Annotated in this window: 18 protein-coding genes; 10 read left to right on the top strand and 8 right to left on the bottom strand. The window is 54.6% G+C overall.

Annotation, left to right across the window (positions count from 1 at the left end):
- Positions 1–208 precede the first annotated feature (208 nt).
- Together PJE062_RS13705 and pdeM are read left to right on the top strand one after the other, a co-directional pair.
- Complete coding sequence (locus tag PJE062_RS13705) at positions 209–2,737, top strand: ligase-associated DNA damage response DEXH box helicase (RefSeq protein WP_008549745.1); 2,529 nt, start codon at positions 209–211, stop codon at positions 2,735–2,737.
- A 68-nt stretch (positions 2,738–2,805) separates the two neighbouring features.
- Positions 2,806–3,477 carry a ligase-associated DNA damage response endonuclease PdeM gene (pdeM, locus tag PJE062_RS13710; RefSeq protein ID WP_198136867.1) on the top strand — a complete coding sequence of 224 codons (672 nt, stop codon included), beginning with the start codon at positions 2,806–2,808 and terminating at the stop codon, positions 3,475–3,477.
- 118 nt (positions 3,478–3,595) lie between these two features.
- Here the strand turns inward: pdeM and PJE062_RS13715 are convergent, their stop codons facing one another.
- From PJE062_RS13715 to PJE062_RS13725, 3 genes are all read right to left on the bottom strand, one after another.
- Positions 3,596–4,381, bottom strand: a complete 786-nt coding sequence (locus tag PJE062_RS13715; protein WP_008549833.1) for a TIGR02186 family protein — start codon at positions 4,379–4,381, stop codon at positions 3,596–3,598.
- Positions 4,378–5,307 carry a sulfite exporter TauE/SafE family protein gene (locus PJE062_RS13720; RefSeq protein ID WP_008549954.1) on the bottom strand — a complete coding sequence of 310 codons (930 nt, stop codon included), beginning with the start codon at positions 5,305–5,307 and terminating at the stop codon, positions 4,378–4,380. Before PJE062_RS13720 ends, PJE062_RS13715 begins: the two co-directional genes overlap by 4 nt.
- A 157-nt stretch (positions 5,308–5,464) precedes the next feature.
- The gene (locus tag PJE062_RS13725) at positions 5,465–10,009 is read right to left on the bottom strand and encodes a peptidoglycan-binding protein (protein WP_037036935.1); all 4,545 of its coding nucleotides are present in this window, start codon (positions 10,007–10,009) and stop codon (positions 5,465–5,467) included.
- Between the two features lie 478 nt (positions 10,010–10,487).
- Between PJE062_RS13725 and PJE062_RS13730 the strand changes: the two genes are divergently transcribed.
- Positions 10,488–10,934 (top strand): MerR family DNA-binding transcriptional regulator, encoded by a 447-nt coding sequence (locus PJE062_RS13730; RefSeq protein WP_008549503.1) that lies wholly within the window; start codon positions 10,488–10,490, stop codon positions 10,932–10,934.
- Between the two features lie 142 nt (positions 10,935–11,076).
- Here the strand turns inward: PJE062_RS13730 and PJE062_RS13735 are convergent, their stop codons facing one another.
- Both PJE062_RS13735 and PJE062_RS13740 read right to left on the bottom strand, forming a co-directional pair.
- Positions 11,077–11,385 (bottom strand): antibiotic biosynthesis monooxygenase, encoded by a 309-nt coding sequence (locus PJE062_RS13735; RefSeq protein WP_008549918.1) that lies wholly within the window; start codon positions 11,383–11,385, stop codon positions 11,077–11,079.
- A 30-nt stretch (positions 11,386–11,415) separates the two neighbouring features.
- On the bottom strand, positions 11,416–11,736 hold the full coding sequence (locus PJE062_RS13740) for an NIPSNAP family protein (RefSeq protein ID WP_008549957.1): 321 nt from the start codon (positions 11,734–11,736) through the stop codon (positions 11,416–11,418).
- Between the two features lie 134 nt (positions 11,737–11,870).
- Between PJE062_RS13740 and PJE062_RS13745 the strand changes: the two genes are divergently transcribed.
- From PJE062_RS13745 to PJE062_RS13770, 6 genes are all read left to right on the top strand, one after another.
- Positions 11,871–12,677 (top strand): helix-turn-helix transcriptional regulator, encoded by an 807-nt coding sequence (locus PJE062_RS13745; protein WP_008550099.1) that lies wholly within the window; start codon positions 11,871–11,873, stop codon positions 12,675–12,677.
- A gap of 120 nt (positions 12,678–12,797) precedes the next feature.
- Complete coding sequence (locus tag PJE062_RS13750; protein WP_008549911.1) at positions 12,798–14,594, top strand: acyl-CoA dehydrogenase C-terminal domain-containing protein; 1,797 nt, start codon at positions 12,798–12,800, stop codon at positions 14,592–14,594.
- 98 nt (positions 14,595–14,692) lie between these two features.
- Positions 14,693–15,331: a glutathione S-transferase family protein gene (locus tag PJE062_RS13755; protein ID WP_008549823.1), complete on the top strand. Its 639-nt coding sequence runs from the start codon at positions 14,693–14,695 to the stop codon at positions 15,329–15,331.
- 23 nt (positions 15,332–15,354) lie between these two features.
- Positions 15,355–16,563, top strand: coding sequence for an acetyl-CoA C-acetyltransferase (locus PJE062_RS13760; RefSeq protein ID WP_008550053.1), 1,209 nt, complete (start codon positions 15,355–15,357; stop codon positions 16,561–16,563).
- A gap of 15 nt (positions 16,564–16,578) precedes the next feature.
- Positions 16,579–18,792: a 3-hydroxyacyl-CoA dehydrogenase NAD-binding domain-containing protein gene (locus PJE062_RS13765; protein ID WP_008549657.1), complete on the top strand. Its 2,214-nt coding sequence runs from the start codon at positions 16,579–16,581 to the stop codon at positions 18,790–18,792.
- Positions 18,793–19,022: 230 nt separating this feature from the next.
- Positions 19,023–19,928 (top strand): AEC family transporter, encoded by a 906-nt coding sequence (locus PJE062_RS13770; protein WP_008550032.1) that lies wholly within the window; start codon positions 19,023–19,025, stop codon positions 19,926–19,928.
- A gap of 56 nt (positions 19,929–19,984) precedes the next feature.
- Here PJE062_RS13770 and PJE062_RS13775 read toward each other — a convergent pair whose 3' ends face one another.
- Positions 19,985–20,344, bottom strand: a complete 360-nt coding sequence (locus tag PJE062_RS13775) for a hypothetical protein (RefSeq protein WP_157039166.1) — start codon at positions 20,342–20,344, stop codon at positions 19,985–19,987.
- 67 nt (positions 20,345–20,411) lie between these two features.
- The gene (locus tag PJE062_RS13780; RefSeq protein WP_008549881.1) at positions 20,412–20,927 is read right to left on the bottom strand and encodes a GNAT family N-acetyltransferase; all 516 of its coding nucleotides are present in this window, start codon (positions 20,925–20,927) and stop codon (positions 20,412–20,414) included.
- A gap of 133 nt (positions 20,928–21,060) precedes the next feature.
- Here PJE062_RS13780 and PJE062_RS13785 point away from each other — a divergent pair, with 133 nt between their 5' ends.
- On the top strand, positions 21,061–21,867 hold the full coding sequence (locus PJE062_RS13785) for a hypothetical protein (RefSeq protein ID WP_008549536.1): 807 nt from the start codon (positions 21,061–21,063) through the stop codon (positions 21,865–21,867).
- A 9-nt stretch (positions 21,868–21,876) separates the two neighbouring features.
- Here the strand turns inward: PJE062_RS13785 and PJE062_RS13790 are convergent, their stop codons facing one another.
- Positions 21,877–23,229 carry a GNAT family N-acetyltransferase gene (locus PJE062_RS13790; protein WP_008549789.1) on the bottom strand — a complete coding sequence of 451 codons (1,353 nt, stop codon included), beginning with the start codon at positions 23,227–23,229 and terminating at the stop codon, positions 21,877–21,879.
- Positions 23,230–23,276: the final 47 nt, after the last annotated feature.

The raw sequence follows: 23,276 nt of genomic DNA on the forward strand, positions 1-23,276 counted from the left end.
CGCGGGCTTGCGCTAAAGTAGCTCTCCTTAAAACCTAACCATTTGAGCTGCTTTAGCTGTTGTTTCACGCGTATCTTTATCCGAAAACCGGTGCCCACTTTTCGGAGATACACTGAATATGTTCTTGGTTTGCCCCATTTCTGATTGGCACATGTGATCATTGGTGGCAAAGTGCGCTCAACTGTTTTCAGGATCGGACATTTCGTTGTTGGCAGATACCTCTCACCTTCCTTCCGTCTTCACCAACTGGTTTGACAGCCGTGGCTGGGCGCCACGTGCGCACCAGCTGGAGTTGTTTGAGAAGGTGACCTCTGGCAACTCAGCGCTTTTGATCGCGCCCACCGGTGGCGGCAAGACCCTTGCGGGTTTTCTGCCTAGTCTGGTGGATCTGCACCAGCGCACGAAGGCTGACAAGCGAAAGCCGGGGGCAGCTGTGTCCTCAGGTTCAGGCGGATTGCACACGCTTTACATGTCTCCCCTCAAAGCTTTGGCGACAGACATTCACCGGAACCTGGAAGTGCCGATTGAGGAGATGGGTCTTTCCATCAAGCTGGAGACCCGCTCCGGTGATACACCAAGCCATAAGAAGCAGCGGCAGAAGCGTATTCCGCCGGACATCTTGCTGACCACGCCAGAGCAAATCTCGCTTCTGCTGTCTGACAAGAACGCAGAGCGGCTGTTTGCTGATCTGCAGTATGTCATTCTGGATGAGCTGCATGAGTTGGTGACCTCCAAGCGCGGCGATCTGTTGGCGTTGGCTTTGACCCGCTTGCGCAAGCTGGCGCCGAACCTGCGCTGTATCGGACTTTCCGCAACCATCGCACACCCGGATGATCTGCGGGCCTATCTGGTGGAGCAACCGCTGTCGCAGCAGGTCCACCACGCGGAGATTGTGCAGGCCAAGGGTGGAGCCAAGCCGCATATCAGCATTTTGGAAACGCAGGAGCGTTTGCCGTGGTCTGGTCACTCCTGCATTTATGCCCTGCCGGAGATCTATGAGGAGATCAAAGCCCACAACACCACGCTGGTGTTCGTAAACACGCGCTCTCAGGCTGAGCGGTTGTTTCAGGAGCTTTGGCGCATCAATGAAGAGACGCTGCCGATTGCTCTTCACCATGGCTCGCTGGATGTGGGTCAGCGCCGCAAGGTGGAAGCGCATATGGCAGCGGGTCAGCTGAAGGCGGTTGTCTGTACCTCCTCGCTGGACCTAGGCATTGACTGGGGTGATATCGATCTGGTGATCAATGTGGGCGCGCCCAAGGGTGCCAGTCGTCTGGCACAACGCATTGGCCGCGCCAATCACCGTATGAATGAGGCCTCCAAGGCGATCCTCGTGCCGTCCAACCGGTTTGAGGTTCTGGAGTGTCAGGCTGCGCTGGAAGCTTCAGAGGCTGGAGAGCAGGATACCCCTCCCCTCCGGCAGGGCGGGCTGGATGTTCTGGCCCAGCACATCATGTGCGTTGCCTGTGCAGCTCCGTTTGAACCTGAAAAGCTCTATGAGGAAGTGATCAGCAGTCAGTCCTATCGCTATCTGGACTATGATCTGTTTGTGAAGGCGGTGGAGTTTGTGGCCACTGGCGGTTATGCGCTGAAGGCTTACGACAGATACGCCAAGCTGCGCCCGACCAAGGAGGGGCTGTTTCGCGTTTCTCACCCACAGTTTGCCCAGCAGTACCGGCTTAACTCCGGCACAATTCTGGATGCGGCCACGCTTAAAGTGCGGCAGGTGAAGCCGCGTGGCCCCAACAGCAAACGCCCCTTGGGATTTGGCGGCAAGATGCTGGGTGAGATTGAAGAGTGGTTCATTGAGCAGCTTGCGGTGGGTGATACATTCGTGTTTGCCGGGCAAGTGCTGAAGTTTGAAGGCCTTAAGGAAAGTGAGGCCTATGTGTCTCGCAGTTCCTCACAGGATCCGAAGATCCCCAGCTATCAGGGGGGCAAATTCCCCCTCAGTACTTATCTAGCTGAAGGCGTTCGACATTTTGCCTCTGATCCTAACACTTGGTCTTCGTTACCCGGTCAGGTTCGCGAATGGTTGGAGCTACAAAAAGATAAATCACAGTTACCAGATTATGAACGTCTACTGGTAGAGACCTTTCCGCGGAACGATAAACACTATCTGGTGTGCTATCCGTTTGAAGGCAGATTGGCTCACCAAACGCTTGGTATGCTGCTGACACGCCGCCTTGAGCGCGCTGGCCTGCACCCGCTGGGGTTTGTGGCCACGGAGTACTCACTGGCCCTTTGGGGCCTGCGGGATATGGGGCTGGCGATTAAAAGCGGGCGCCTGCGGCTGGATGAGCTGTTTGAAGAAGATATGCTTGGAGACGACCTTGAAGCGTGGCTTGCTGAAAGTAGTTTGATGAAACGTACCTTTAGAAATTGTGCCATGATCTCTGGTCTTGTGGAAAGACGCCACCCCGGTAAAGAGAAAACCGGGCGGCAGATAACTATAAATACGGATCTTATTTATAACGTACTGCACGAACACGAGCCGGACCATCTGCTTTTACAAGCAACATGGACGGATGCAGCAACAGGACTTTTGGATATCTCTCGTTTAGGTCACTTTCTTTCTCGTTTCGACAAAAGAATCACGCATAGTGCTTTGGGTCGTGTTTCCCCATTGGCTGTTCCGGTTCTTCTTGAGATTGGTAAAGAGCCTATATTTGGAAGTGCGACAGAAGCGCTGCTGGCGGACGCAGCAGATGATTTGATACTGGAGGCCCAATTGTGAGACTTAACAGTCAGTTGCAGCCACGAGTAGAACCGAGTTATCGTCAACCTATTCCTGTATGCCACGACTTGTCTCTCGCAAGAGAACTTGTTGGCCTTCACGACAGTGGAGCCCTGTGGTGGCCAGAAGAGCGGACCCTTGTGGTCTCTGATCTTCACCTGGAAAAAGCAGCCAGTATTGCCAAGAGTAAGGGGCTTATGTTGCCTCCTTATGACACGGCTGCCACGCTGGAAAAGCTGGCAGCTCTTATTGACCTGTTCAATCCAAGCCGTGTGATCTGTCTGGGCGACAGCTTCCATGACAGTGAAAGCTCCGAGCGCATGCCAGCGGCTTATCTTGCCATGCTGGCGACCATGCAGCTGGGGCGTGAGTGGATCTGGATCACCGGCAACCACGACCCTGAGATTGCCAGCCACATTTGTGGTGAGCGCTATGAGGAACTGTCCATCAGTTCTCTCAGCTTCCGCCATGAGCCGAAGGTAGGCGCTGAGCGTGGTGAGATTTGCGGACACCTGCATCCGGCAGCCAAAGTGCGCCGCATGGGCCGCACCATTCGCAGAGCCTGCTTTGCGACCAACGGCAACCGCTTGGTACTGCCAGCCTTTGGTGCCCTGACGGGTGGCCTGAATGTGATGGACAGAGCCTTTACGGATGTGTTTGCCGAGAAGCGGTTCTCGGTGTTCATGCTGGGCAACGGGCGCTTGTTCCCGTTCACGGCTTCCAAGCTCTTAAGCGATTAACAAAAAAGGCCCTTCCAAGTTGAGGGCCTTTTCTTTTATCTGCTTTTCTTAAGCACTTCAGCCTTTGTATTTGCGTATCTTTATCTGCAAACCGGTGGCCACTTTTCAACGATACGCCTTAGTCTTTCTTGAAGATCACGCCTGCAATCCAGCCGGTGAACAGGGCCAGAATGATGGCCAGCGCGCCGTAGACGGCTGGGTATTGGCGAGACAGGTTGAAGGTCACCTGCTCAAAGCCGATCTTGGCCACGGTCAGCACTTGCTCCTGACTATCCAGCAGTACGCCCCCACTGAAAAGAAAGGTTGTCACCTTGTAGTCTCCAGTCGGAATGGTGGCTGGCAGGTCAACCGTGGTTGAGAACAGTGTCGGGCTCAGGAAGTTGATGGACTTGGACATCTGCGAATAGAGGCCGTGCTGCACGCGGTCGCGTAGGAAAGCTTCCTTAAACGCCTTGCGCTCTGTGGCCGGAGCACGGGTGCCCAGGGCTGCGAGCGGCAGGTTCTCCAGCCCGATGCGGTATTGCTTGAGCCAGTCCTCTGAGGCGATGTTGCGCAGGTCATCTGTGGCGTGAACAGCGTAGAAGCTGGGTACGGCGATGTAGGTTTGCGAGGTGGCATTGATCCAGAGACCGAGGATACGATCCTTGCGCCATGTGGTGACGCGCTCCAGCGGGCCTTCCACGACCACCACCACATCCTGATTGCCGGTTCTGGAGACGGTTTCTGCATCTCTGGCGATCTCTCCGTAAACGAGGATCTGCGTTCCGGTGAAGTTGGAGGTGATAGCCACGCGGGAAGATGAGACAGCTGAGACGAGCTTCTCAGCGAGTGCTGGCGCCGCAGCGGAGAATGCAATCAGCGTGACAGTCAGCAGTGTGGTCAGGGATTGGAGTGAGAGCCTCATTTGACTGGCTCCTCAATCACGCTGACGGAGTACAGATCTTCCGGTTCCACAACAAGGTTGAACGCAAAGCGCAGGCCAACGAGCAGCACCAGCAGGCCGAGGCCAAGGCGCAGGTGTTCGCCGCGCATGCCCTGCCCTACCTGAGCGCCGAACTGGGCGCCGATGACGCCACCGATCATGAGCGTCAGAGCGAGCACGATGTCCACGGACTGGGTGTTGATGGCATGCAGGAAGGTCGCCACGGCCATGGTGGCGAGGATCTGCAGCAAGGACGTGCCGATCACGATGTTGGCTGGTACGCGCAGCAGGTAGATGAGCGCAGGCACCATCATGAAGCCGCCGCCGATGCCGAGGACGGAGCCGAGGAACCCGATGGAGCTGCCGATGCCGAAGATCGGGATGACGCTCACATAGAGTTTGGAGCGGCGGAAACGGACTTTGAATGGCAGGCCGTGAACCCAGTTGTGCTGGCCCGGTCTGCGTCCTGCAGGTTCCTTACCGCTCTTGCGACGCATGATGGCCTTCATGGATTCACCCAGCATCAGCACGCCGATGGTGCCGAGGAAGGTGACGTAGGCCAGTGAAATCACCAGATCCAGCTGCCCAAGTCTTTGCAGGATGCCGAAGATCCAGACGCCGAGGGCTGAGCCGATCACACCGGAACACAGGAGCACGCCTGCCAGCTTGAAGTCGATGCCCGCTTTGCGCCAATAGGACAGGACGCCGGATGCAGAGCTGGCTACGATCTGTGTGGTGACGGTTGCAACGGAGACTGCTGGCGGAATTCCGGAGAAGATGAGCAGCGGTGTAAGGAGGAAGCCGCCCCCAATGCCGAACAGCCCTGAGAGGAACCCGACGGTTCCGCCCATGGCGAAAATCATGAAAACATTAATCGGCAGTTCTGCGATGGGTAGATAGATCTGCAAAATGGCACCGCGGGTAACACAGGTGACCTGACAGCGCGCCCCGAGTCACCATTTATCCAACAACATTGTAGAGTGTTAAGCGCCATTCCAGACGCTCTGTCAATCTACGCGGAGCAGCAAGTGCAAATCTAACCAGAAATCCCCTAGTAACGTTAAATTATATGGTCTGAGAGGCCAGTGCCGTTATCAGGCGCTGGTCCGGTTCACCCGTTGCTTCCATTCCTAAACGAGCCTGCAAGCTTTTGATTGCACGGCGCGTGTTTGGTCCCATTACACCATCCGGGTTGCCTGGATCGTACCCCATGTTCAGCAGCGCCTGCTGCATCTTCTTCACAGTTGGGGAACCCGCCTGTGAAACGGAGGTTTTCGGCTTACCGGACCATTCGGTCGGGATCACAACTTTGTTTGCAGCAGGATCAACCGGCTTCATCTGATAGGTCGCGACGGCTTCCAGTGCTGCTGCATGCTGGCGCTTGGTGAGGTTGGCGGCAACTTCATCACGCTTGCCAGCTGCATCCTCATCACCCTGCAGGGCGGCGAGTGCGAACCACTTGTAGCTTTCGACCAGATCCTGCTCCATGCCGAGGCCACGGGCTGCCAGGATTGCCAGATTGAACTTGCTGTCTGCTACGCCATGGTCCGCTGCGATGCGGAACCATTTGACGGCAGATGCATAGTTTGGCTCACCATCGATGCCTTCCACGAAGAGCACGGCCAGATTGTGCATGGCTTTGATGTTGCCCTGAGCAGCGGCCAGTGAGTACCAGTCGCGAGCCTGAGCCAGATCTTTCACAACACCGCGGCCCTTTTCGTAGAAGCTGCCAAGGCGGTACTGAGCCGGTGCCAGTCCCTGTGCGGCGGACTTGCGATACCAATCAGCAGCGGAACCGAGGTTTGCCGGAACCAGATTGCCTTCGGTGTAGCGACGGGCCACTTCAAACTGAGCGGCTGCATCACCGGAGACGGCTGCAGAGCGCAGGTCCATCGGGCCGATTGCATATGGCAGATCGTAAGCGGACTGGTTTGGCGCAACCTGCTGGATTGGCTGCTGCGGGATGATTGGTGTCACGTGTTCGCCAAAACCAGTTGCCGATGCTTCCGGTGAAGTAGGAACGCTGGCAGTGGTGATTGGGTCTGCGGCAACTTCAGGCGCAACCTTTTGAGTTGGCTGGGCGTTTCCAGCTGCCGGGCCAATATCCGTTGCCTGACCGAAGACCAGCTCCTTGGTTGGCTCGGACGGTGCGGTGGCGGAGCCAGACTGCCAGATGCTTGTGGAGCTGACTGGTGACGGTAACTCGGTTTCTGGCGGCAAACCTGTTGCGCTGCTGAGAACATCAGGCGCTGCCACTGCATCAACGCCACCGCTCAGCAGAGAGGTGTTGTCTTTGCCTGGCATTTCCGCGTTTGGCGCCATGATGCTTGGCGGTGTTTCAGAACCGGCAGTGTCCACGCCATCAGCGCTGGAGAAGACGCCAGACTTGAACACCTGGAAAGCGCCGATGGTCAGAACAATTGCAGCTGCGGCCAGCATGATCGCGCGGCGGCGGCTGGATTTGCTTTCCTTCTTCTTGCCTTTGGCTGGCTTTTCAGCTTTGCCCAGCTCAACTGGCTCTGCGGACAGATTGATTGGTTCTTTAACAGCGGTTTCTGTCTCAGGAACCATATCTTCTGCACTCAGAGAGATTGGCTCTTCAGCAACCTGAAGCTTGCTGAGAACCTGAGCGGTTGCGGCTGCCTTTTTGGCGCGCAGGCTTTCAGGCACCTCAACATTTTTGGTGCGGTTTGGGCTGATGTAGTCCCGCAGGCGACGTGCCCGCTCCGGTGCTTTACTCTTGCCGGATGCTGGCTTGGCGTCTTCCTTCTTCGCCTCTTTTGCTTCCTTGGCAGCTGCTTTGGCGGCCCGGCGTGCAGCGGCGATGAAATCTGCCTTACGGTTGCGTGGTTCTTCCGGCTCAGCGGCAACAGCTGACTGTGCAGCCGTGTTGCCTTTGCGGCCCATGTTGAAAGCACCCAGAATGCTGCTGATCTGCTTGTCGCCAACCAGCTTCTGGTGTTCCTCAGAAATCTCGGTGTCGCCAATGGCGGCGCGGATGCTTTCCAGATTTTCCAGGCGGTTGGAGATGGTGCCCAGAACATCGCGCACGTCTTGCAGCGCATGCTGGTCCACATCCCCCTTCTGACCGGAAGCTTCCAGCAGGGATTGCAGGTCGAGACGGAGCGCGGAGATTGCTGCTTCAACAGCTTCACCCTGATGCTCGCCGTTACCAAGAGCCAGATTGTCAGTGGCTGCTTTTACAGCGTCCTGAGCGATCTGCTGGGCCTTGTCCACCATATCGGTGTGCAGGCCTTTGAGTTCCTGCTCAATGGAGCCGAAGCTGTTTTCCAGATTGCCGATGGAACCGAACTGGCTCTGTGACATATCCAGCTTGTGAGACAGGTCCGCGATCTGCTGTTCCAGACGGTCGATTTCGACGTCAGAAGACAGGCCAGATGGGCTGGAGATGGTTGCTGCCAGATCCTGCAGCTGAGCTTCGATATCGCCATTGGTTGCCAGCGCGCCAATGTGGCCGCGCAGTTCTGCGATCTCGGCGCGGATCATGGACAGAGCTTTGTCAGAAGACCCGCCATGGGCGCTGTCTTCCACCATCTGGGTTAGCGTCATCACACGTTGTTCAAGACGGGCGAGCGCTGCGCTTTCGTTCTCGTTCAAAGCAACTTCGAAGGAGGTGTCAGCGAGGCGAACCTCAATGTCATCCACCTTGTTGCAAAGATGATCAAGGCGACCTTCGATGGATGTGAACGCCTGATCGAAGCCGGTTGAGGTTTCCGGGCTGCGCTCCATGCGGTCCAGCTGCTGACCAATGTTGGACAGACGCTCTTCCAGACGGTTCAGCTGATCACTGTTGCCGGCGTTTTCCGGGCCTTCAGCAAGAATGTTGGAGATGGAGTCCAGTCGGCCATGCAGGCGGTCGATCACTTCACCATCGGGCATGCGTGTTTCAACGCTGCTGAGGCGGGACTGGATATCGCGCTGGATGGCGGAGAAATGGTCTAGCTCATCCATGCGTGCAGTCAGGAAGCGGATACGCTGATCCACATCATGGATCATGCGACCGGAGTCCAGACGGTCAATAACTTTTCTGAGCTGCGCTACTTCTTCGCGTACAACTTCAAGGCCAGCGGTGCCGGAACGGTGCAGAACATCTTCCAGACGATCGCCCATGGAGGACAAACGGTTTTCAAGCGAGTTGAGCTGGTCCACGCGTGGCAACTGGCGGATCTGTGTTTCCACCTCTGCCATGCGCTGGGACAGGCTCTCGTAGATCGCCGGGTCAACGTTCTTTTCTGCCAGTTCCTGCAGGCGGGACTGGATGGAGGCATGGGCCATGCCCAGAGCGTTGAGGCTGTCTTCGATGTCGGAGCGAGACAGAGACGCCTTCATCTGCTCCAGCTCGTGGCGCAGTTCCTTGAGCAGCAGTCCGTTGCCTTCCTCATCACGCAGACGGCCGATGATTTCTGAAAGCTGTGCGCGATTGTCGGAGGTCCGATCCATCATCTCATCGCGCAGGCTGTTGAGCTGGGTTTGCATGCCATCGTGAAGCATTTCAAAACGTGCTTCATCCGGCTCACGCATGGTGTCGAGCTGTTCGGCCAAATGCTTGAAGTGGCCGTCGATCATTGTGTTGAGCTCGGAATACTCCGCAGATTTTTCCGGCTGCTGCATGGCAGGCTGTGGCGCGTGCTGCGGCTGCACACCATGAGGGGCTGCAGCGGTGTTGAAGCGCGGCTCCATCTGGGTCACTGGCGGGCGGCCAAAGTCTTGTGCAGCTGGTGCCCAGGATGGCTCTTGCGGTGCTGGCTCAGGCTGACGAACAGATGCATTGCTTTCAGCCTTGGACGGCATGCCCTTCCCTTTTTCATTCTCGTTATGAGCAAGAGAGTTGAGGCGCTCGTCCAGAGCGTTCAATGCATCCAGAACAGAGCTGATGCGCTTGACCTTGGAATTTTCTGCGGTTGGTGCCTCTTCCTGCTTTGCAGGTGGGGCAGCCCATTCCATCTTTTCCTGTGGAGACGGAGATGGTGAGTAAGCAGACTGCTGCTCAGAGCGCATTGGCATTGGAGCAGGTTCAGCATATGGCTCAGCAGGATGGCGCGGCGCATAAGCGGCCCCCATCTCTGGCGCTGGACGCATGGCAGGCTGCTCGTTGCGGCGCATGACTGGCGGGCGCGGATGCGAAAGCGGATCACGGGAGATACCAGCGCGCGCATACAGGTGCTGATCCACGGACGGATCATACTGGTCTTCGTAGGCATGCGGGCTGGTGGACTGGTCCAGTCCGGATCTCAGATCAGAGCGGTGCCAAGGATCGCGCGGACGCGGATTGTGTGCGTGTGGCTGCGGCTGTGGTTCGCCATAGCCACGGGACGGACGGCCTTGTTCTGCGTGCATCAGGCGGCTTAACGCCTGAGCCACTTCATTCATCGCCTCTTCCTGAGAGGTTGGCTGAGGGTGTCCGTAGGGTTGCTGGCTCGCGCCACCATACTCGTCAGCATATGGAGAGTGGGTCGCATGCCTTGCTGCTGCAGGATTTCGTTGCGCCATTCCACTTTCCTCCAACCACTTAATGTGGTCTGCATCCAGCCCTTCTCCAAAGGACGTGTCTGAAGCGGATTTTCCAAATTCTGGTTTATTCCAAGACATGCCTGAAGGGCCCCATAAAACTGTCCGGTCCCGCGCGGTGTCCTGTTCACTTGCCCTAATCCATTTTTTTCGATCAACGTCAACTGCCTTACGCAGTGCATGAATAGGTCAAGGAACGAATCACTTTGCGGTTTTGCACCGGTCTCAAAACTCGTGGGACTATTTTTTTACTCGTTAGGGTAAATAGTGGGTTAATAGGTCGAATTCTGCGTGAAGAGCCCTTAAGGAATGTGAATTATGGCTGTTATCGGGCAGATACCATGCATTTTTAGGGGTTACGGAACCAACTCATGAAAATAATTCGTGTTCCGATTTACCCGAATTAAGGGTTATCAAGCGGCTTCTGCTAGACCTACGTGTTCCTGCCAATGTATAAACTTGATAGAAATTGCGCGGTGCATCATTTAGCATGTACTCATGTACACATGTCGCGGGTTACCGGCAGTGTCGCGGAAGCAAAAAAGAACAGGTCAAGCAGATGAGCGAAGCCCTACATATCAATGAGATGATTGTTGATGTTGTTGCCAATGAGCTGGGTAAGGGAAAGAAGACCCAGTTTTCAATTGGTGATCTGGCAAAAGAATTTGATGTTACACTCCGCACTCTTCGGTTTTACGAGGATAAGGGACTCCTGAATCCTAAGCGTGACGGGCTTAATCGTATTTATAACCGTCGGGATCGCGCACGCCTGAAGCTGGTTCTGATGGGCAAGCGGGTCGGTTTTTCGCTCTCCGAAATTCGCGATATGCTGGACCTTTATGATCTGCGCGACGGTCAGGTCACCCAACTGGAGGTGGCTCTTGGACGCTTCCAGGAACAGATTAAAGTTCTGGAAGGTCAGCGCGCCAATATCGATGAAGCGATTGAAGATCTGCAGCGCACCGTGACGATTGTCGAAGGTATGCTGCGAGAGAAAAAGAGCTGATTTTTCAAGCTCGAACAGGTGGGGCATAAACCCCACCTTTTTTGCTGAGCCGCCCTATTTGAGCGCTCCAATATATTCCCTGAGAATACATTCAATAAAATTCAGCTATTGAAGTCCTCTCCTGCGTGTGCAGTTTCTTAATTTAATTGTTATCCAAGCCATAATCTCGCAAAATGCTCGCTACGCGGATGCGATACTTCTGGAAATATTCGTTTTTTCCCTTCCGCTGTGCTTCCTGATGCTTTTCCTGAGCACGCCAGCGCAGCACGGCCTCTTCATCCTCGAAAAATGACAGTGATAAAATTTTCTCAGGATTGGTGAGGCTCTGAAAGCGCTCCACGGAGATAAAGCCCGGGATTTTCTCCAGTTCTGGCTTAATGGAGGTGGCCATGTCCAGATAGCTGGCTTTGTGGTCTGCGAAGGGCTCAACTTCAAAGATAACGGCAATCATGCTGGGAACTTTCATTGATTAGAATGGCGATCAGGGCTTGGCATGTGGAGCGGATGCCAGGGTGAGAAAGGTTCTGTCTTCTTTCAGGATGAACTTCTCTCTCATTGCGAACTCATAGTTTTCACGCCCCAGCGGGTCTTTGGCAAGAGTGGCTCTGTATTCTTCATAGTGGGCAAGGCTTTGCACGTTGTAGATGCCATAGGCCAATGTGGTGGAGCCTTCATGAGGTGCGTAATAGCCGATCAGATCCGCACCACAGCGCGGGATCGCCTGTCCCCAATTGCGGGCATACTGTTGAAATTCCGCGCGTTTTGTCGGGTCAATCTCGTAGCGGATGATACATGTAAGCATCACAGGTCTCCAGTTCGGTTTGGTGATGCTGACGGTGTAGCAAGGCGAAATGCGGTGTTGTTTCGATCGTGATCGAACTATCACTTCTTTGTGTGTGTTATAGTCCGAGGACGTTTTCACGAATGGAGCCGCACATGAAAGAAGGACCGAACATTGCCGGGATCGCCGCACTGATTGGAGATCCAGCACGGGCAAACATGTTGCAGGCTCTCATGACTGGCGTTGCCCTCACTGCCAGCGAGCTGGCGCAGGAGGCTGGTGTGACGCCGCAGACCTCTAGCTTTCACCTGAGCCGTCTGGCCGAGGCCGGGCTGGTGAGCCTGCGTAAACAAGGGCGGCACAAGTATTACAGTCTGGCGGACAGTGATGTGGCGGCTCTGCTGGAGGCCATGAGCGGAATTGCCATGCGCACCGGGATGACGCGTGTACGCACCGGCCCTAAAGAACCTGCCCTGCGTAAAGCGCGGGTTTGCTACAATCATCTGGCGGGTGAGTATGGTGTACAGGCTTACGACAGTCTGCTGGCGCGGGATTTCCTCGTGGAGGATGCCGAGCAGTTGCATCTGACGGGTGACGGTCGTTCCTTCCTGACGGAGCTAGGCGTGGTGCTTCCTGAGAAGGAGACGAAACGGCGGCCTTTGTGCAAATCTTGTCTGGATTGGAGTGCGCGGCGTTCGCATCTGGCAGGGATCGCGGGCACTTCCCTGCTCTCGTTCTTTCTGGATCAAGGCTGGGCCAAGCGTGTTGAGGGTAGTCGTATCATTGAGTTTTCCAGAGACGGCGATTCTCGCTTTCACGCCATATTTTTCCCTTTAAAATTGAGGGGCAGACAAAGGTTACCCGTCACTTTCATAGTGCTAGAGGCAAGGCACACTGAGATTTCACAGGGAAGTTATCAGGTGGGAACCCGCAGGATTCCGCGGATACGTACCTGCCCCTAAGAAATTACACTTGGGTATAACTTGCCGCAGGCGCGAGGGCGCTCTATATTCCGAAACAAGTTGACGTTTACGCAAACGTTAAAGCCATGCCTCTAGGGTTGGTCGGAAGGAAAAATTGAGATGCCGAGTTATAGTGCTCCCGTTGAAGATACCCTCTTTTTGCTCAAGGACGTTTTGGGCTACGAGAAACATTCCAACTTGCCAGGGTTCGCCGAGGCAACGCCGGATCTTGTTGAAGCTATTCTGAAAGAAGGCGCAAAGTTCTCTGAAGAGATCGTGCAGCCACTGAACCAGAGCGGCGACAAGATTGGCTGTACCCGCCATGATGATGGAACCGTGACAACACCTCCAGGCTTCAAAGAGGCTTACCAGTCTTATGTGGAAGCTGGCTGGGGCGGTCTGTCCATTCCTGAGCAGTACGGCGGACAGGGCATGCCTGCGACCCTTTCTGTTATTCTGAATGAGTATCTGTGTTCCGCAAACCAGGCGTTTGCGATGTACCCTGGCCTGACCGCCGGTGCGATGGCAGCTCTGCTTGTTCATGCAAACGACGAAATCAAAAACACCTACCTGCCGAAGATGGTGACTGGTGAGTGGACAGGTACGATGAACCTGACCGAACCACACTGCGGTACCGACCTTGGCATGCTGCGCACAAAAGCAGCGCCACAGGGCGATGGCAGCTACAAGATTTCCGGCACAAAGATCTTCATCTCCGCTGGTGATCAGGATCTTTCCGAGAACATTGTCCACCTTGTTCTGGCACGTATCGAAGGTGCTCCAGAAGGCACCAAGGGTATTTCCCTGTTCGTCGTACCGAAGAAGAAGCTGGATGCGGACGGAAATCCGGGTGAGATGAACGGTGTGTCCGTTGGTTCCATCGAAGAGAAGATGGGCATCCACGGCAACGCGACCTGTGTCATGAACTATGATGAATCCGTTGGCTATCTCGTTGGGGAAGAGAACAAAGGCCTGCGTGCGATGTTCGTCATGATGAACGAAGCACGTCTTGGCGTTGGTATTCAGGGTCTGGCTCAGTCTGAAGTAGCTTACCAGAACGCTGTGACCTACGCGAAGGACCGTATTCAGGGGCGCTCGCTGACTGGACCTAAAAATCCGGAGAAACAAGCTGATCCGATCATCGTTCACCCGGATGTCCGCCGTGTGCTGATGACCATCCGCTCCTTCAACGAAGCAGCACGTGCGCTTTACATGTGGACCTCTCTGCATGGTGATGTATCCCACCTGTCTCAGGATGATGCTGAAAAGCAGGCATCTGATGACATCATGGGTCTTTTGACACCTGTTGTTAAAGGCGTTCTGACTGACAAGGGCTTTGACAACACCGTTATGGCTCAGCAGCTTTATGGTGGTCACGGCTACATTCAGGAATGGGGTATGGAGCAGTTCGTTCGCGATGCTCGTATCGCCATGATCTATGAAGGGGCTAACGGCGTTCAGGCGCTTGACCTTGTTGGCCGTAAGCTGCCAGCAAACGGTGGTCGTGCAATCCAGGCATGGTTCAAGGAAGTCGGCGCGTTCATTAAAGAACACGAAGGCGACGAAGAGCTTGGCGTTTACATGAAGGGCCTGAAGCAGTCCCTGAAAGACCTGCAGGCCGCAACCATGTGGTTCATGCAGAACGCTATGAAGAACCCGGATGATGCGGGTGCTGGTTCTACCGATTACATGCACCTGTTCGGTCTGGTGGCTCTTGGTTACATGTGGACCAAGATCGCGATTGCTGCGAACCGCAAGATCAAGGACGGCGCGAACGGTCAGGAAGACTGGCTGAAAACCAAGCTGACCCTTGGCACCTTCTTCATGGAACGCGTGATGCCTGAATCTTCAGCGCATCTGGCACGCATCTCCACCGGCTCTGAAACCATGATGAGCCTGGACGCGGAAGCGTTCTAATCACTTTATCGCAACTCAGGAGCTCAGGACCTATCCTGAGCTCTTGTCCTGCCTTATTCTCGATCTGATATATAACTGACAGATTTTAGGAGTGCGATATGGCGGAATATGAACTTCAGTGTTTTGCGCAGAGCGGCAATGCCTACAAGGTTGCGCTGATGCTGGAGCTTTCCCAGGCATCATGGACCCCGGTGTGGGTCGATTTTTTTAATGGTGCCACCCGCGATCCTGAGTTCCGCAGTGAAGAGAATGAGATGGGAGAAATTCCTGTGCTCCGGCACGGGGAGACACGGCTGACCCAGTCTGCCGTGATACTGGAGTACCTTTCCCAGCAGCTTGGCACATTTGGCTGGGAGAACGAGGAAGAACGCCGGGAAATCCTGCGCTGGCTGTTCTGGGACAACCACAAGCTGACCAGCTATGTGGCGACCCTGCGCTACATGCGAGCCATGGTGAAAACCGGTGAGACTGATGTGACCCGCTTTTTTGAAGGCCGGGCCATCGCCGCTTTGAAGGTGCTGGACCAGCGCCTTGCGGACACTGACTTCCTTGTTGGAAATCGCCCAACAATCGCAGACCTTTCGGTGTGCGGATACTTATTTTGGCCAGAAGAGATTGGTGTGGACTTCGGCCCTTACTCAAATGTGAATGCATGGCTTGAGCGGATTAAGGCCCTGCCCCATTGGGTAGCCCCTTATGACCTGATGCCCGGCCACCCCTTGCCTACACCAGCCTGACCAATTTTTTCGCGGAGGACAATATGGCAGACGCCCTTATATTCGATCATGTTCGCACCCCACGCGGGCGCGGCAAGAAAGACGGCTCCTTGCATGAAGTTTCGACAGCGCGCCTTGCAGCGAACGCTCTTGAAGCCATCAGAGACCGTAATGAGCTTGACACCAAGCTTGTAGACGACGTTGTGCTTGGCTGTGTTGACCCAGTGGGTGATGCAGGTTCTGACATCGCGCGTGCAGCTGTCTTCGCGGCAGATTATGACCGCTCTGTTCCTGGTATGCAGATCAACCGTTTCTGTGCATCCGGCCTTGATGCGGTGAACATGGGTGCTTCGCAGGTCATGTCCGGCCAGAACCAGCTGGTTGTTGCTGGTGGTGTTGAAGCGATGAGCCGCGTTGGCCTTGGTGCTTCCGGCGGTCCATGGCCTGCAGACCCGCAGGTGGCTATTCCTGCTTACTTCATGCCTCAGGGTGTTTCAGCTGACCTGATCTCCACCAAGTACGGCTTCAACCGTGATGACGTGGACGCTTATGCAGTTGAGAGCCAGAAACGTGCGAAGAAGGCTTGGGACGAAGGTCGTTTCAAGAACTCTGTTGTGCCTGTGCGTGACATCAACGGTCTGACCATTCTGGACCATGACGAACACATGCGTCCGCAAACAGACATGCAGTCTCTGGCTGGCCTGAACCCATCCTTTGAGATGATGGGCAACATGGGCGGCTTTAACGCTGTTGGTATTCAGGCTCACCCTGAAATCGAAAAAATCAACCACATGCACCACGCTGGTAACTCCTCCGGTATCGTTGATGGTGCAGCTGCTGTGTTGATGGGTACGAAGGAAGCTGGTGATGCGATTGGCCTTAAAGCCCGTGCACGTATCAAAGCTTTTGCCAATATCGGCTCTGACCCTGCCCTGATGCTGACCGGTCCGGTTGATGTGACCGAGAAGCTTTTGAAAAACGCAGGCATGGAAATTGGCGATATCGACCTGTTTGAGCTGAACGAAGCGTTTGCTTCTGTTGTTCTGCGCTACATGCAGGCCTTTGAAATTGACCACTCCATTATGAACGTGAATGGCGGCGCGATTGCGATGGGTCACCCACTGGGTGCAACCGGCGCGATGATCCTTGGCACAGTTCTCGATGAGCTGGAGCGTCAGGACAAGAACACGGCTCTTGTTACTCTTTGTATTGGTGCAGGCATGGGTACTGCGACCATCATCGAGCGCGTTTAAGGGGGGAGAACGACAATGACATACACACACTTTACCCTTGAAACCGATGCAGACGGCTTTGCAGTTCTGAAATGGGACTCGCCTGAAAAGCCAATGAACGTGTTTGACGAGTCCGTCATTAATGAGCTGGACAAAGTCATCGACGACATCACCGCTGATGACGCCATCAAAGGTGTTGTTGTTGCTTCCGGCAAGAAAGCATTCTCCGCAGGTGCTGACCTTTCCATGATCGGCAAGGCTCTTGGTGATTACAAGAAGCGCCAGAGCGTTGATCCTGAAGGTGCTGCGAAAGAGCTATTTGAAGGCACTCGTAAGCTTTCACTCGTGTTCCGCAAAATGGAAACCTCCGGCAAGCCATATGTGGCTGCAATCAACGGCGTTTCCATGGGCGGTGGCACCGAGCTGGCTCTGGCTTGTCACAAGCGTATCGGCGCTGAGGAAAGCCTGAAGATGGCCCTTCCTGAAGTGAAGGTTGGCCTTTTCCCAGGTGCTGGTGGTACGCAGCGTGTGATGCGCATGGTGCCAGATCTTCAGGGTGGCCTGCAGTTCCTGCTGATGGGTCAGAACCTTGATGCCAAGAAAGCCCAGCGTCTGAAGCTGATTGACGATGTTGCTCCTGAAGCTGAGCTGGTAGACGCTGCCAAGAAGATGCTTGCAGAAGGTGTTGACCCAGTTGCGCCTTGGGACAAGAAGGGCTTCAAGATTCCAACCGGTAAGGTTTACTCCCCATCCGGTATGCAGTTCTGGCCAGCAGCAAACGCAATCTACCGTCAGAACACCTACGACAACTATCCGGGCGCACGCTACATGCTGCACTCTGTTGTTGAAGGTCTGATGGTTCCATTCGACACCGGCCTGACCATCGAGAGCCGCTACTTTGCGCATGTTCTGCAGAGCAAGGAAGCAGCTGCCATGGTTCGCTCCCTGTTTGGTTCCATGCAGGAGCTGAACAAAGGCGCACGCCGTCCAGCAGGCGTACCAGAAAGCAACCTGAAGAAGGTTGGCGTTCTTGGTGCAGGCATGATGGGCGCAGGCATTGCCTACGTGACAGCAAAAGCTGGCCTTGAAGTTGTTCTGATCGACCAGTCTCAGGAAGCTGCAGACAAGGGTAAGTCCTACTCTTCAGACCTGATGGACAAGGCTATCAAGCGTAAGAAATCTACGCCGGAGAAAAAAGAGAAGCTGCTCAGCCTGATCACTGCGACCACCGATTACAGCGCGCTGTCTGACGTGGATCTGGTTATTGAAGCCGTGTTTGAAGACCGTGAAGTGAAGCGCGTTGTGACCGAGCAAGCAGAAGCAGCGATGCCAGCTTCCGCGATCTACGCGTCCAACACCTCCACTCTTCCGATCACCTCTCTGGCAGAAGCCTCTTCCCGTCCGGCGGACTTCATCGGCATTCACTTCTTCTCCCCAGTGGACAAGATGATGCTTGTTGAGATCATTCTGGGTGAGAAGACCGAGGACAAGGCAACTGCTGTTGCTCTGGACTACGTGAAGGCGATCAAGAAGACCCCGATTGTTGTCAATGACAGCCGTGGCTTTTACACCTCCCGCGTTGTTGGCACTTACGTTCGCGAAGGCATCATGATGCTTTCCGATGGTGTTCCGGCAGCAATGATCGAGAACGCTGGCAAGATGGCAGGCATGCCTGTTGGCCCGCTGTCTCTGGGTGATGAAGTTGCTCTGGACCTTGCCTGGAAGATTAAGGAAGCCACCAAGAAAGACCTTGGTGATGCGTACCCATCCAGCGGGTTCGATGAGATCCTTGATGCGATGGTTGTGAAGCATGAGCGTCATGGCCGTAAGAACACCAAGGGCTTCTACGACTACAAAGGCAAGGACAAGGCTCTGTGGCCTGGTATCACCGAGATCACCGGCCCAGCGAAGTCCGCTGATGAGTTTGACGTTGAAGAACTGAAGGACCGTCTGCTTGGCATTCAGGCTCTTGAAACCGCACGCGTGTTTGAAGAGAACTGCCTGACAGACGTTCGTGAAGCAGACGTTGGCTCTATCCTCGGCTTTGGTTTTGCACCGTTCTCCGGCGGTACGCTGTCCTACATTGACGGCATCGGCACCAAAGAGTTCGTAGAGCGCTGTGACAAGCTGGCTGCCAAGTGGGGCGACCGCTTCGCACCAAACAAACAGCTGCGCGCAATGGCAGAAGCTGGTGAGACTTACTACGGTAAGTTCTCCCCTGCAGAGGCTGTGGCAGAAGCTGCTGAGTAATACAGACCCGGCTGGGCTTTGCGGCTCAGCCCTCTGGTCTAAGTTTGAAGCGCCGGTGGGAGACATCTCACCGGCGTTTTCATTGGGAGAGCTCTCGTTGCAAGCTTTTGGCTTTAAGAAGCGTTTACGGCATCGGGGCGGTGTTCATGAGTTCTTTCATGCCGCGTTTAACTTGCTCTTCTATTTTGCTGAGGTGGAAGGTTGTTTTCATTACGCAGGCATGATGCTCCATGGCCGAGATTGTTCTCATCGTATTTTGCCTTGTGATCGGGATTGTTCTGCGGCTCACCAAAGCGCTTCCCGACACAGCAACGAAGGTGTTTGGCGGCTGGGTCATCTACGTTGCGCTGCCTGCCATGGCCATCAAGAATGTGCATGGGGTCACCGTTTCAGCTGACTGGTGGTTTGCAGCCGCAACTCCGTGGATCGGCGTGGGCTTTGCAATCCTGTTCTTTGTTCCCATTGGCAAATACTTCAAATGGTCGTGGCAGAGGATTGGCGCGCTTCTGCTGGTTGCCGGATGGGCCAACACCAGCTTTGTCGGCCTGCCGATGATTTCAGCCTTAGCGGGTAGCCAGTATCTTGGCGTCGGGTTGGTGATCGACCTGTTTGGCTCTTACCTTGCGCTCTCCATTCTCGGGATCAGCATTGCGACCGTTGCCAGTGCCGGTGCTTTTGAACCGCCTGTGATCGTTCGGCGCATTCTCACGTTCCCCCCGTTTTGGGCGATCATAGTTGCGCTTGCAATCAACCATCTGGGTCGACCAGTCTGGATTGATGATGTGGTCGGCACGCTGGCCGACACGCTGACGCCTATGGCTCTTGCAGCTGTGGGCTTTGCCTTGAGAGTTGAGCACTTAAAAGGGCGATGGGCTCCTATTGGCCTCGCCCTCACCTTCAGCCTGGTTCTGGCGCCATTGTTCCTGTATCTGGTTTACGCAGGCCTTGGGCAGCTGGAAAACAACATCGCCCGCATCGCTCTTTTAGAAATGGCAATGCCCCCTATGCTGGGTGCAAGCCTGATCGCCCTGCAGTACAACCTGGAAAGCGAACTGGTCGCCGCCACCATCGGCGTCGGCGTCCCCCTCTCCCTAGCCACAGCAAGCCTCTGGTGGTTCTTCGTGTTTGCGGGATAGGGTGAGGTTACTGTTTGAAGAGAATTAGCTTGCCTGTGCTCATCAGTTATCTGATTTCAGTTTGAAGCACTTGCGGGTTTGGTCTCAGCGGTATTTTCTGTGGCATCTGAAGCGGCAAACGGCTTCAGTAGCTCAAAAAGATAGTTGATATTTTCCTCAGATAAGTCTGTAGCAGATGCCTCTAAGTGCTCACATGCTTCGGCGCCTTTTTCTTTGCATTCTACAAAGACCTCAGGTGCAGGTTGCCATTCTTCGACCGCACCTTGCGCATCATTCCTGGAACGAGTTTGTTCTTCCTCGCAATCAGCCCAGGAGCATTCTAACTGCTCAATTTTTTGCCGCTGTTGCTCATTGGCAGACACTAATCCTAAAGTGCCGAAGAAAAGCAATCCAAAGCAACAAAACCTAGTTTTCATATTCTCTCTTTTCTTGCGAACAGTAAGCCTTCGATAGTCTTTGCGTTTGCCAGTTGGTGGGAGGTCACTAAGCGAGTTCTTTGGAACCCTCTAACCTCCACTCATAGACCTTCTCTTCTTCCCTCTCCTCAACCAGTTCAAAGCCGTGGCGGAGGTAGAAGGGGTTGGCGCGGCTTTTGGGGAGGACGTCGAGGCGGATGGGTTTGGTTTGGGCGGTGGCTTGTTGCTTCAGGAGGGTGAGGATCTCTGCTCCAATGCCGCGGCCTTGTGCATTGGGGTGGAAGTAGAGGCGTTCCAGATAAAGGTGATCTTGCTTGTCCCAAAGAACGTAGAAGCCCAGAACGTCTTCGTTCTCGATGATCTTCCATGTGGAGGCGGGGTCAAAGCTGTCTTTGAAGTATTGCCGGTAGAGCTCATGCTCGAACATGCCGTTGGCTTCCATATTGTCCTTCATGGCCAGATGGCGGAGGTCTGCGAGCAGGTCAAAATCAGCTGCAGCAGCAGGTACTATGTGCCATGAAGGTCGTTCTAAGAGAGCCTGCTGGTCACCGTTACAGCTCTCCAACTCGTTTTGTTTCATCATTCCCCACTTCACGATGAGATTACTCATGCATCTTTGAATGCACGCTGATTTTGCAATGTGCTGAAGGACACTCGCTGGACTGCGCAAATCCTATACCAGTGGTTGAAGATAACAACCTAGCAAAGATCACGCGATGCCTATCAACACTCAGAGCGTTACCAATGTTCAGGCCACACATCCGCTGCAGTCAGCAGCCAGTGTGCAGAACGTACAAAGCACCAATAAAGCCGTTGAAGTTGGACAATCCTGGAAAGGAAGTCTCAGCTGGCAATCCGGGGCAACACCGCTGGAGGAAAACTCGCACTTTCGCGAGAACCTGACCAACCAAGCTGCCTTGCTTCAGCCCACTGTGCACAGCTGCATGAACTGTAAGGAAGCCGTTTTGCTGATGGGCCTCAAGGCTTATGCTGATACGCCGGAGAGCAACAGGGTCATTCGCGATCTGGAGGATAGCGTCAGCGACGACATTGGCTACAATGAAATTCTGGATGAGGTTGTCGGATATGACGAGAGCGAGCCTGCGACTTCATTTGAGGCTGGCGATGTTGTTTTCTTTTTTGCTGACACCCATGTGGCTCTTGGCGCAGAAGACGGCAAGGTGCTGAGCCTGTGGTTTGGGCCGAGCTCCTCCAGCAACCTGCAAGAAGCGAGCCCAGAAGATCTCTTTCAGCTGACAAAGGAAAATCCTGAGGTCTACTATCAGGCTGCTAAAGGCTGGTTCAATGTAGAGTCAGGTGATCCTGAGATTGAGTTTCAGTTTCTGGATGTCAAATCACAGCTGCAGGACGCTCTGGAGACAAATGGCGGTCTCTCTCCAACCGAGAAGTATGAGTTCACAGCAAAAATCGACGGATTACTTCGACAGGCGGGCGCAGATCCCAACAATGCCTGGGAGTTTATCACTGTCGCTAAGCAACCGCTGGAAGTGCTGGCCAAGTAAGGATGTGGCTTACGCTATTTCCGCCTTGGTTAGGCACTTCGGAGCGTATTCATAGTAGTTGTTGACGCCCTCGGAGTGGGTCAGGTGGAAGCCGTGGTGCTGGTAGAAGGCGTTGGCGGGGCTGATGCGGAGGGCGTCGAGGCGGATGGGTTTGCTTTGCTTGTCCGCTTGTGCCTTGATCTGGTTCAGGAGTTTAGACCCGATGCCGAGACCCTGAGTTTCGGGCAGCAGGTAGAACATATCCAGATAGAGGTGATCCGGGTGGTTCAGGACAACATAGAAGCCAATGGTTTTGCCATTTCTGCGGATTTTCAGCGTCTTTTCAGGCGCGAACTCGCTCAGGAACACCTCGCGGGCTTTGTCATGATGAAACAGGCCATTGGCTTCTGCACTTTCCTTCATGGATGTGTAGCGAATGACCTGGAGTTCTTCAAAGTCATCCTGAGAAGCTGTTTCGAGATAGAAGGCAGGTTCGGGCTTGAACTGGTAGTAGTTGTTGAACTCTACATTGTGCGTGAAGCTAAAGCCCTGTGCTTGGTAGAACTTATTGGAGTTGCTGATGCGGAGCGCGCCCAAGCGGATTGGCTTGTTCACCTGCACTGAGTGTTCTTTGATGTTGGCCACTATTTGAGCGCCAATGCCTTTGCCCTGGGCTTTGGGGTGCAGGTAAATCATGTCCAGATGGATGTGATCGGTATATTCGTGAACTGCCGTGAAACCAATTACCTCCCCTTCGAACTCAATCTTCCATGTGGCGTCAGGCTTGAAATCCTCGAAGAAATGACAGCGTGCAAGAGCGAAGTCGGTTAGTCCGTTTGCGGCCCACTCATCTTTCATGGCCTCGTGGCGCAGGTTTGCAAGTTGTTCGGCATCTTCGGGCTTTGCTCGCTTCAGGATGAACGTTGGTGTTCCCGGCTTGATATGTTCCAGAGGGAGTTCGTAGTAGTTGTCGAACTCTTCACTGTGGGTGTGCTGGAAGCCGTGGCGCTGATAAAAGGTATTGGCTTTGCTCTGCTTGAGTGCACCAAGGCGAACAGGTTTTCCTTTTGCAAAAGCGTATGCTTTGATTTGCGAGATTGCCTTTGCACCAATGCCTCCCCCCTGGGCTTTTGGGTGGATGTAGAGGTGATCCAGCCAGATGTGGTCTGGACGGTCTCGTAGCACATAAAACCCAACAGGCATTACACCACTGACGAGCTTATTGGTTTGCTCAGGTTCGAACCCTTTGAGAAAGCGCTCCCGTGCTCTTTGCGGATCAAACCTGTCCAGCGCTTCAAGGCTTTCGCGCATGGCTTCCACGCGCAGGGCCGCCAGGTCTTCTGCGTCTTTGGGCTCTGCTGCATAGATTACAAACTCAGTCATCCCTGTCTCCGCCGGTGAGGCTGGACAGGTCAGCCTCATTTGATTCC

It is taken from the genome of Pseudovibrio sp. JE062 (genome assembly GCF_000156235.1).
Lineage (GTDB): Bacteria > Pseudomonadota > Alphaproteobacteria > Rhizobiales > Stappiaceae > Pseudovibrio.

Excerpts from the sequence above, each read along its gene's own strand:
- PJE062_RS13715 (WP_008549833.1), bottom strand. The coding sequence starts at position 4,381 with ATGAGGCTCTCACTCCAATCCCTGACCACACTGCTGACTGTCACGCTG.
- PJE062_RS13725 (WP_037036935.1), bottom strand. The coding sequence starts at position 10,009 with ATGTCTTGGAATAAACCAGAATTTGGAAAATCCGCTTCAGACACGTCC.
- PJE062_RS13730 (WP_008549503.1), top strand. The coding sequence starts at position 10,488 with ATGAGCGAAGCCCTACATATCAATGAGATGATTGTTGATGTTGTTGCC.
- PJE062_RS13735 (WP_008549918.1), bottom strand. The coding sequence starts at position 11,385 with ATGATTGCCGTTATCTTTGAAGTTGAGCCCTTCGCAGACCACAAAGCC.
- PJE062_RS13740 (WP_008549957.1), bottom strand. The coding sequence starts at position 11,736 with ATGCTTACATGTATCATCCGCTACGAGATTGACCCGACAAAACGCGCG.
- PJE062_RS13745 (WP_008550099.1), top strand. The coding sequence starts at position 11,871 with ATGAAAGAAGGACCGAACATTGCCGGGATCGCCGCACTGATTGGAGAT.
- PJE062_RS13750 (WP_008549911.1), top strand. The coding sequence starts at position 12,798 with ATGCCGAGTTATAGTGCTCCCGTTGAAGATACCCTCTTTTTGCTCAAG.
- PJE062_RS13755 (WP_008549823.1), top strand. The coding sequence starts at position 14,693 with ATGGCGGAATATGAACTTCAGTGTTTTGCGCAGAGCGGCAATGCCTAC.
- PJE062_RS13760 (WP_008550053.1), top strand. The coding sequence starts at position 15,355 with ATGGCAGACGCCCTTATATTCGATCATGTTCGCACCCCACGCGGGCGC.
- PJE062_RS13765 (WP_008549657.1), top strand. The coding sequence starts at position 16,579 with ATGACATACACACACTTTACCCTTGAAACCGATGCAGACGGCTTTGCA.
- PJE062_RS13770 (WP_008550032.1), top strand. The coding sequence starts at position 19,023 with ATGGCCGAGATTGTTCTCATCGTATTTTGCCTTGTGATCGGGATTGTT.
- PJE062_RS13775 (WP_157039166.1), bottom strand. The coding sequence starts at position 20,344 with ATGAAAACTAGGTTTTGTTGCTTTGGATTGCTTTTCTTCGGCACTTTA.
- PJE062_RS13780 (WP_008549881.1), bottom strand. The coding sequence starts at position 20,927 with ATGATGAAACAAAACGAGTTGGAGAGCTGTAACGGTGACCAGCAGGCT.
- PJE062_RS13785 (WP_008549536.1), top strand. The coding sequence starts at position 21,061 with ATGCCTATCAACACTCAGAGCGTTACCAATGTTCAGGCCACACATCCG.
- PJE062_RS13790 (WP_008549789.1), bottom strand. The coding sequence starts at position 23,229 with ATGACTGAGTTTGTAATCTATGCAGCAGAGCCCAAAGACGCAGAAGAC.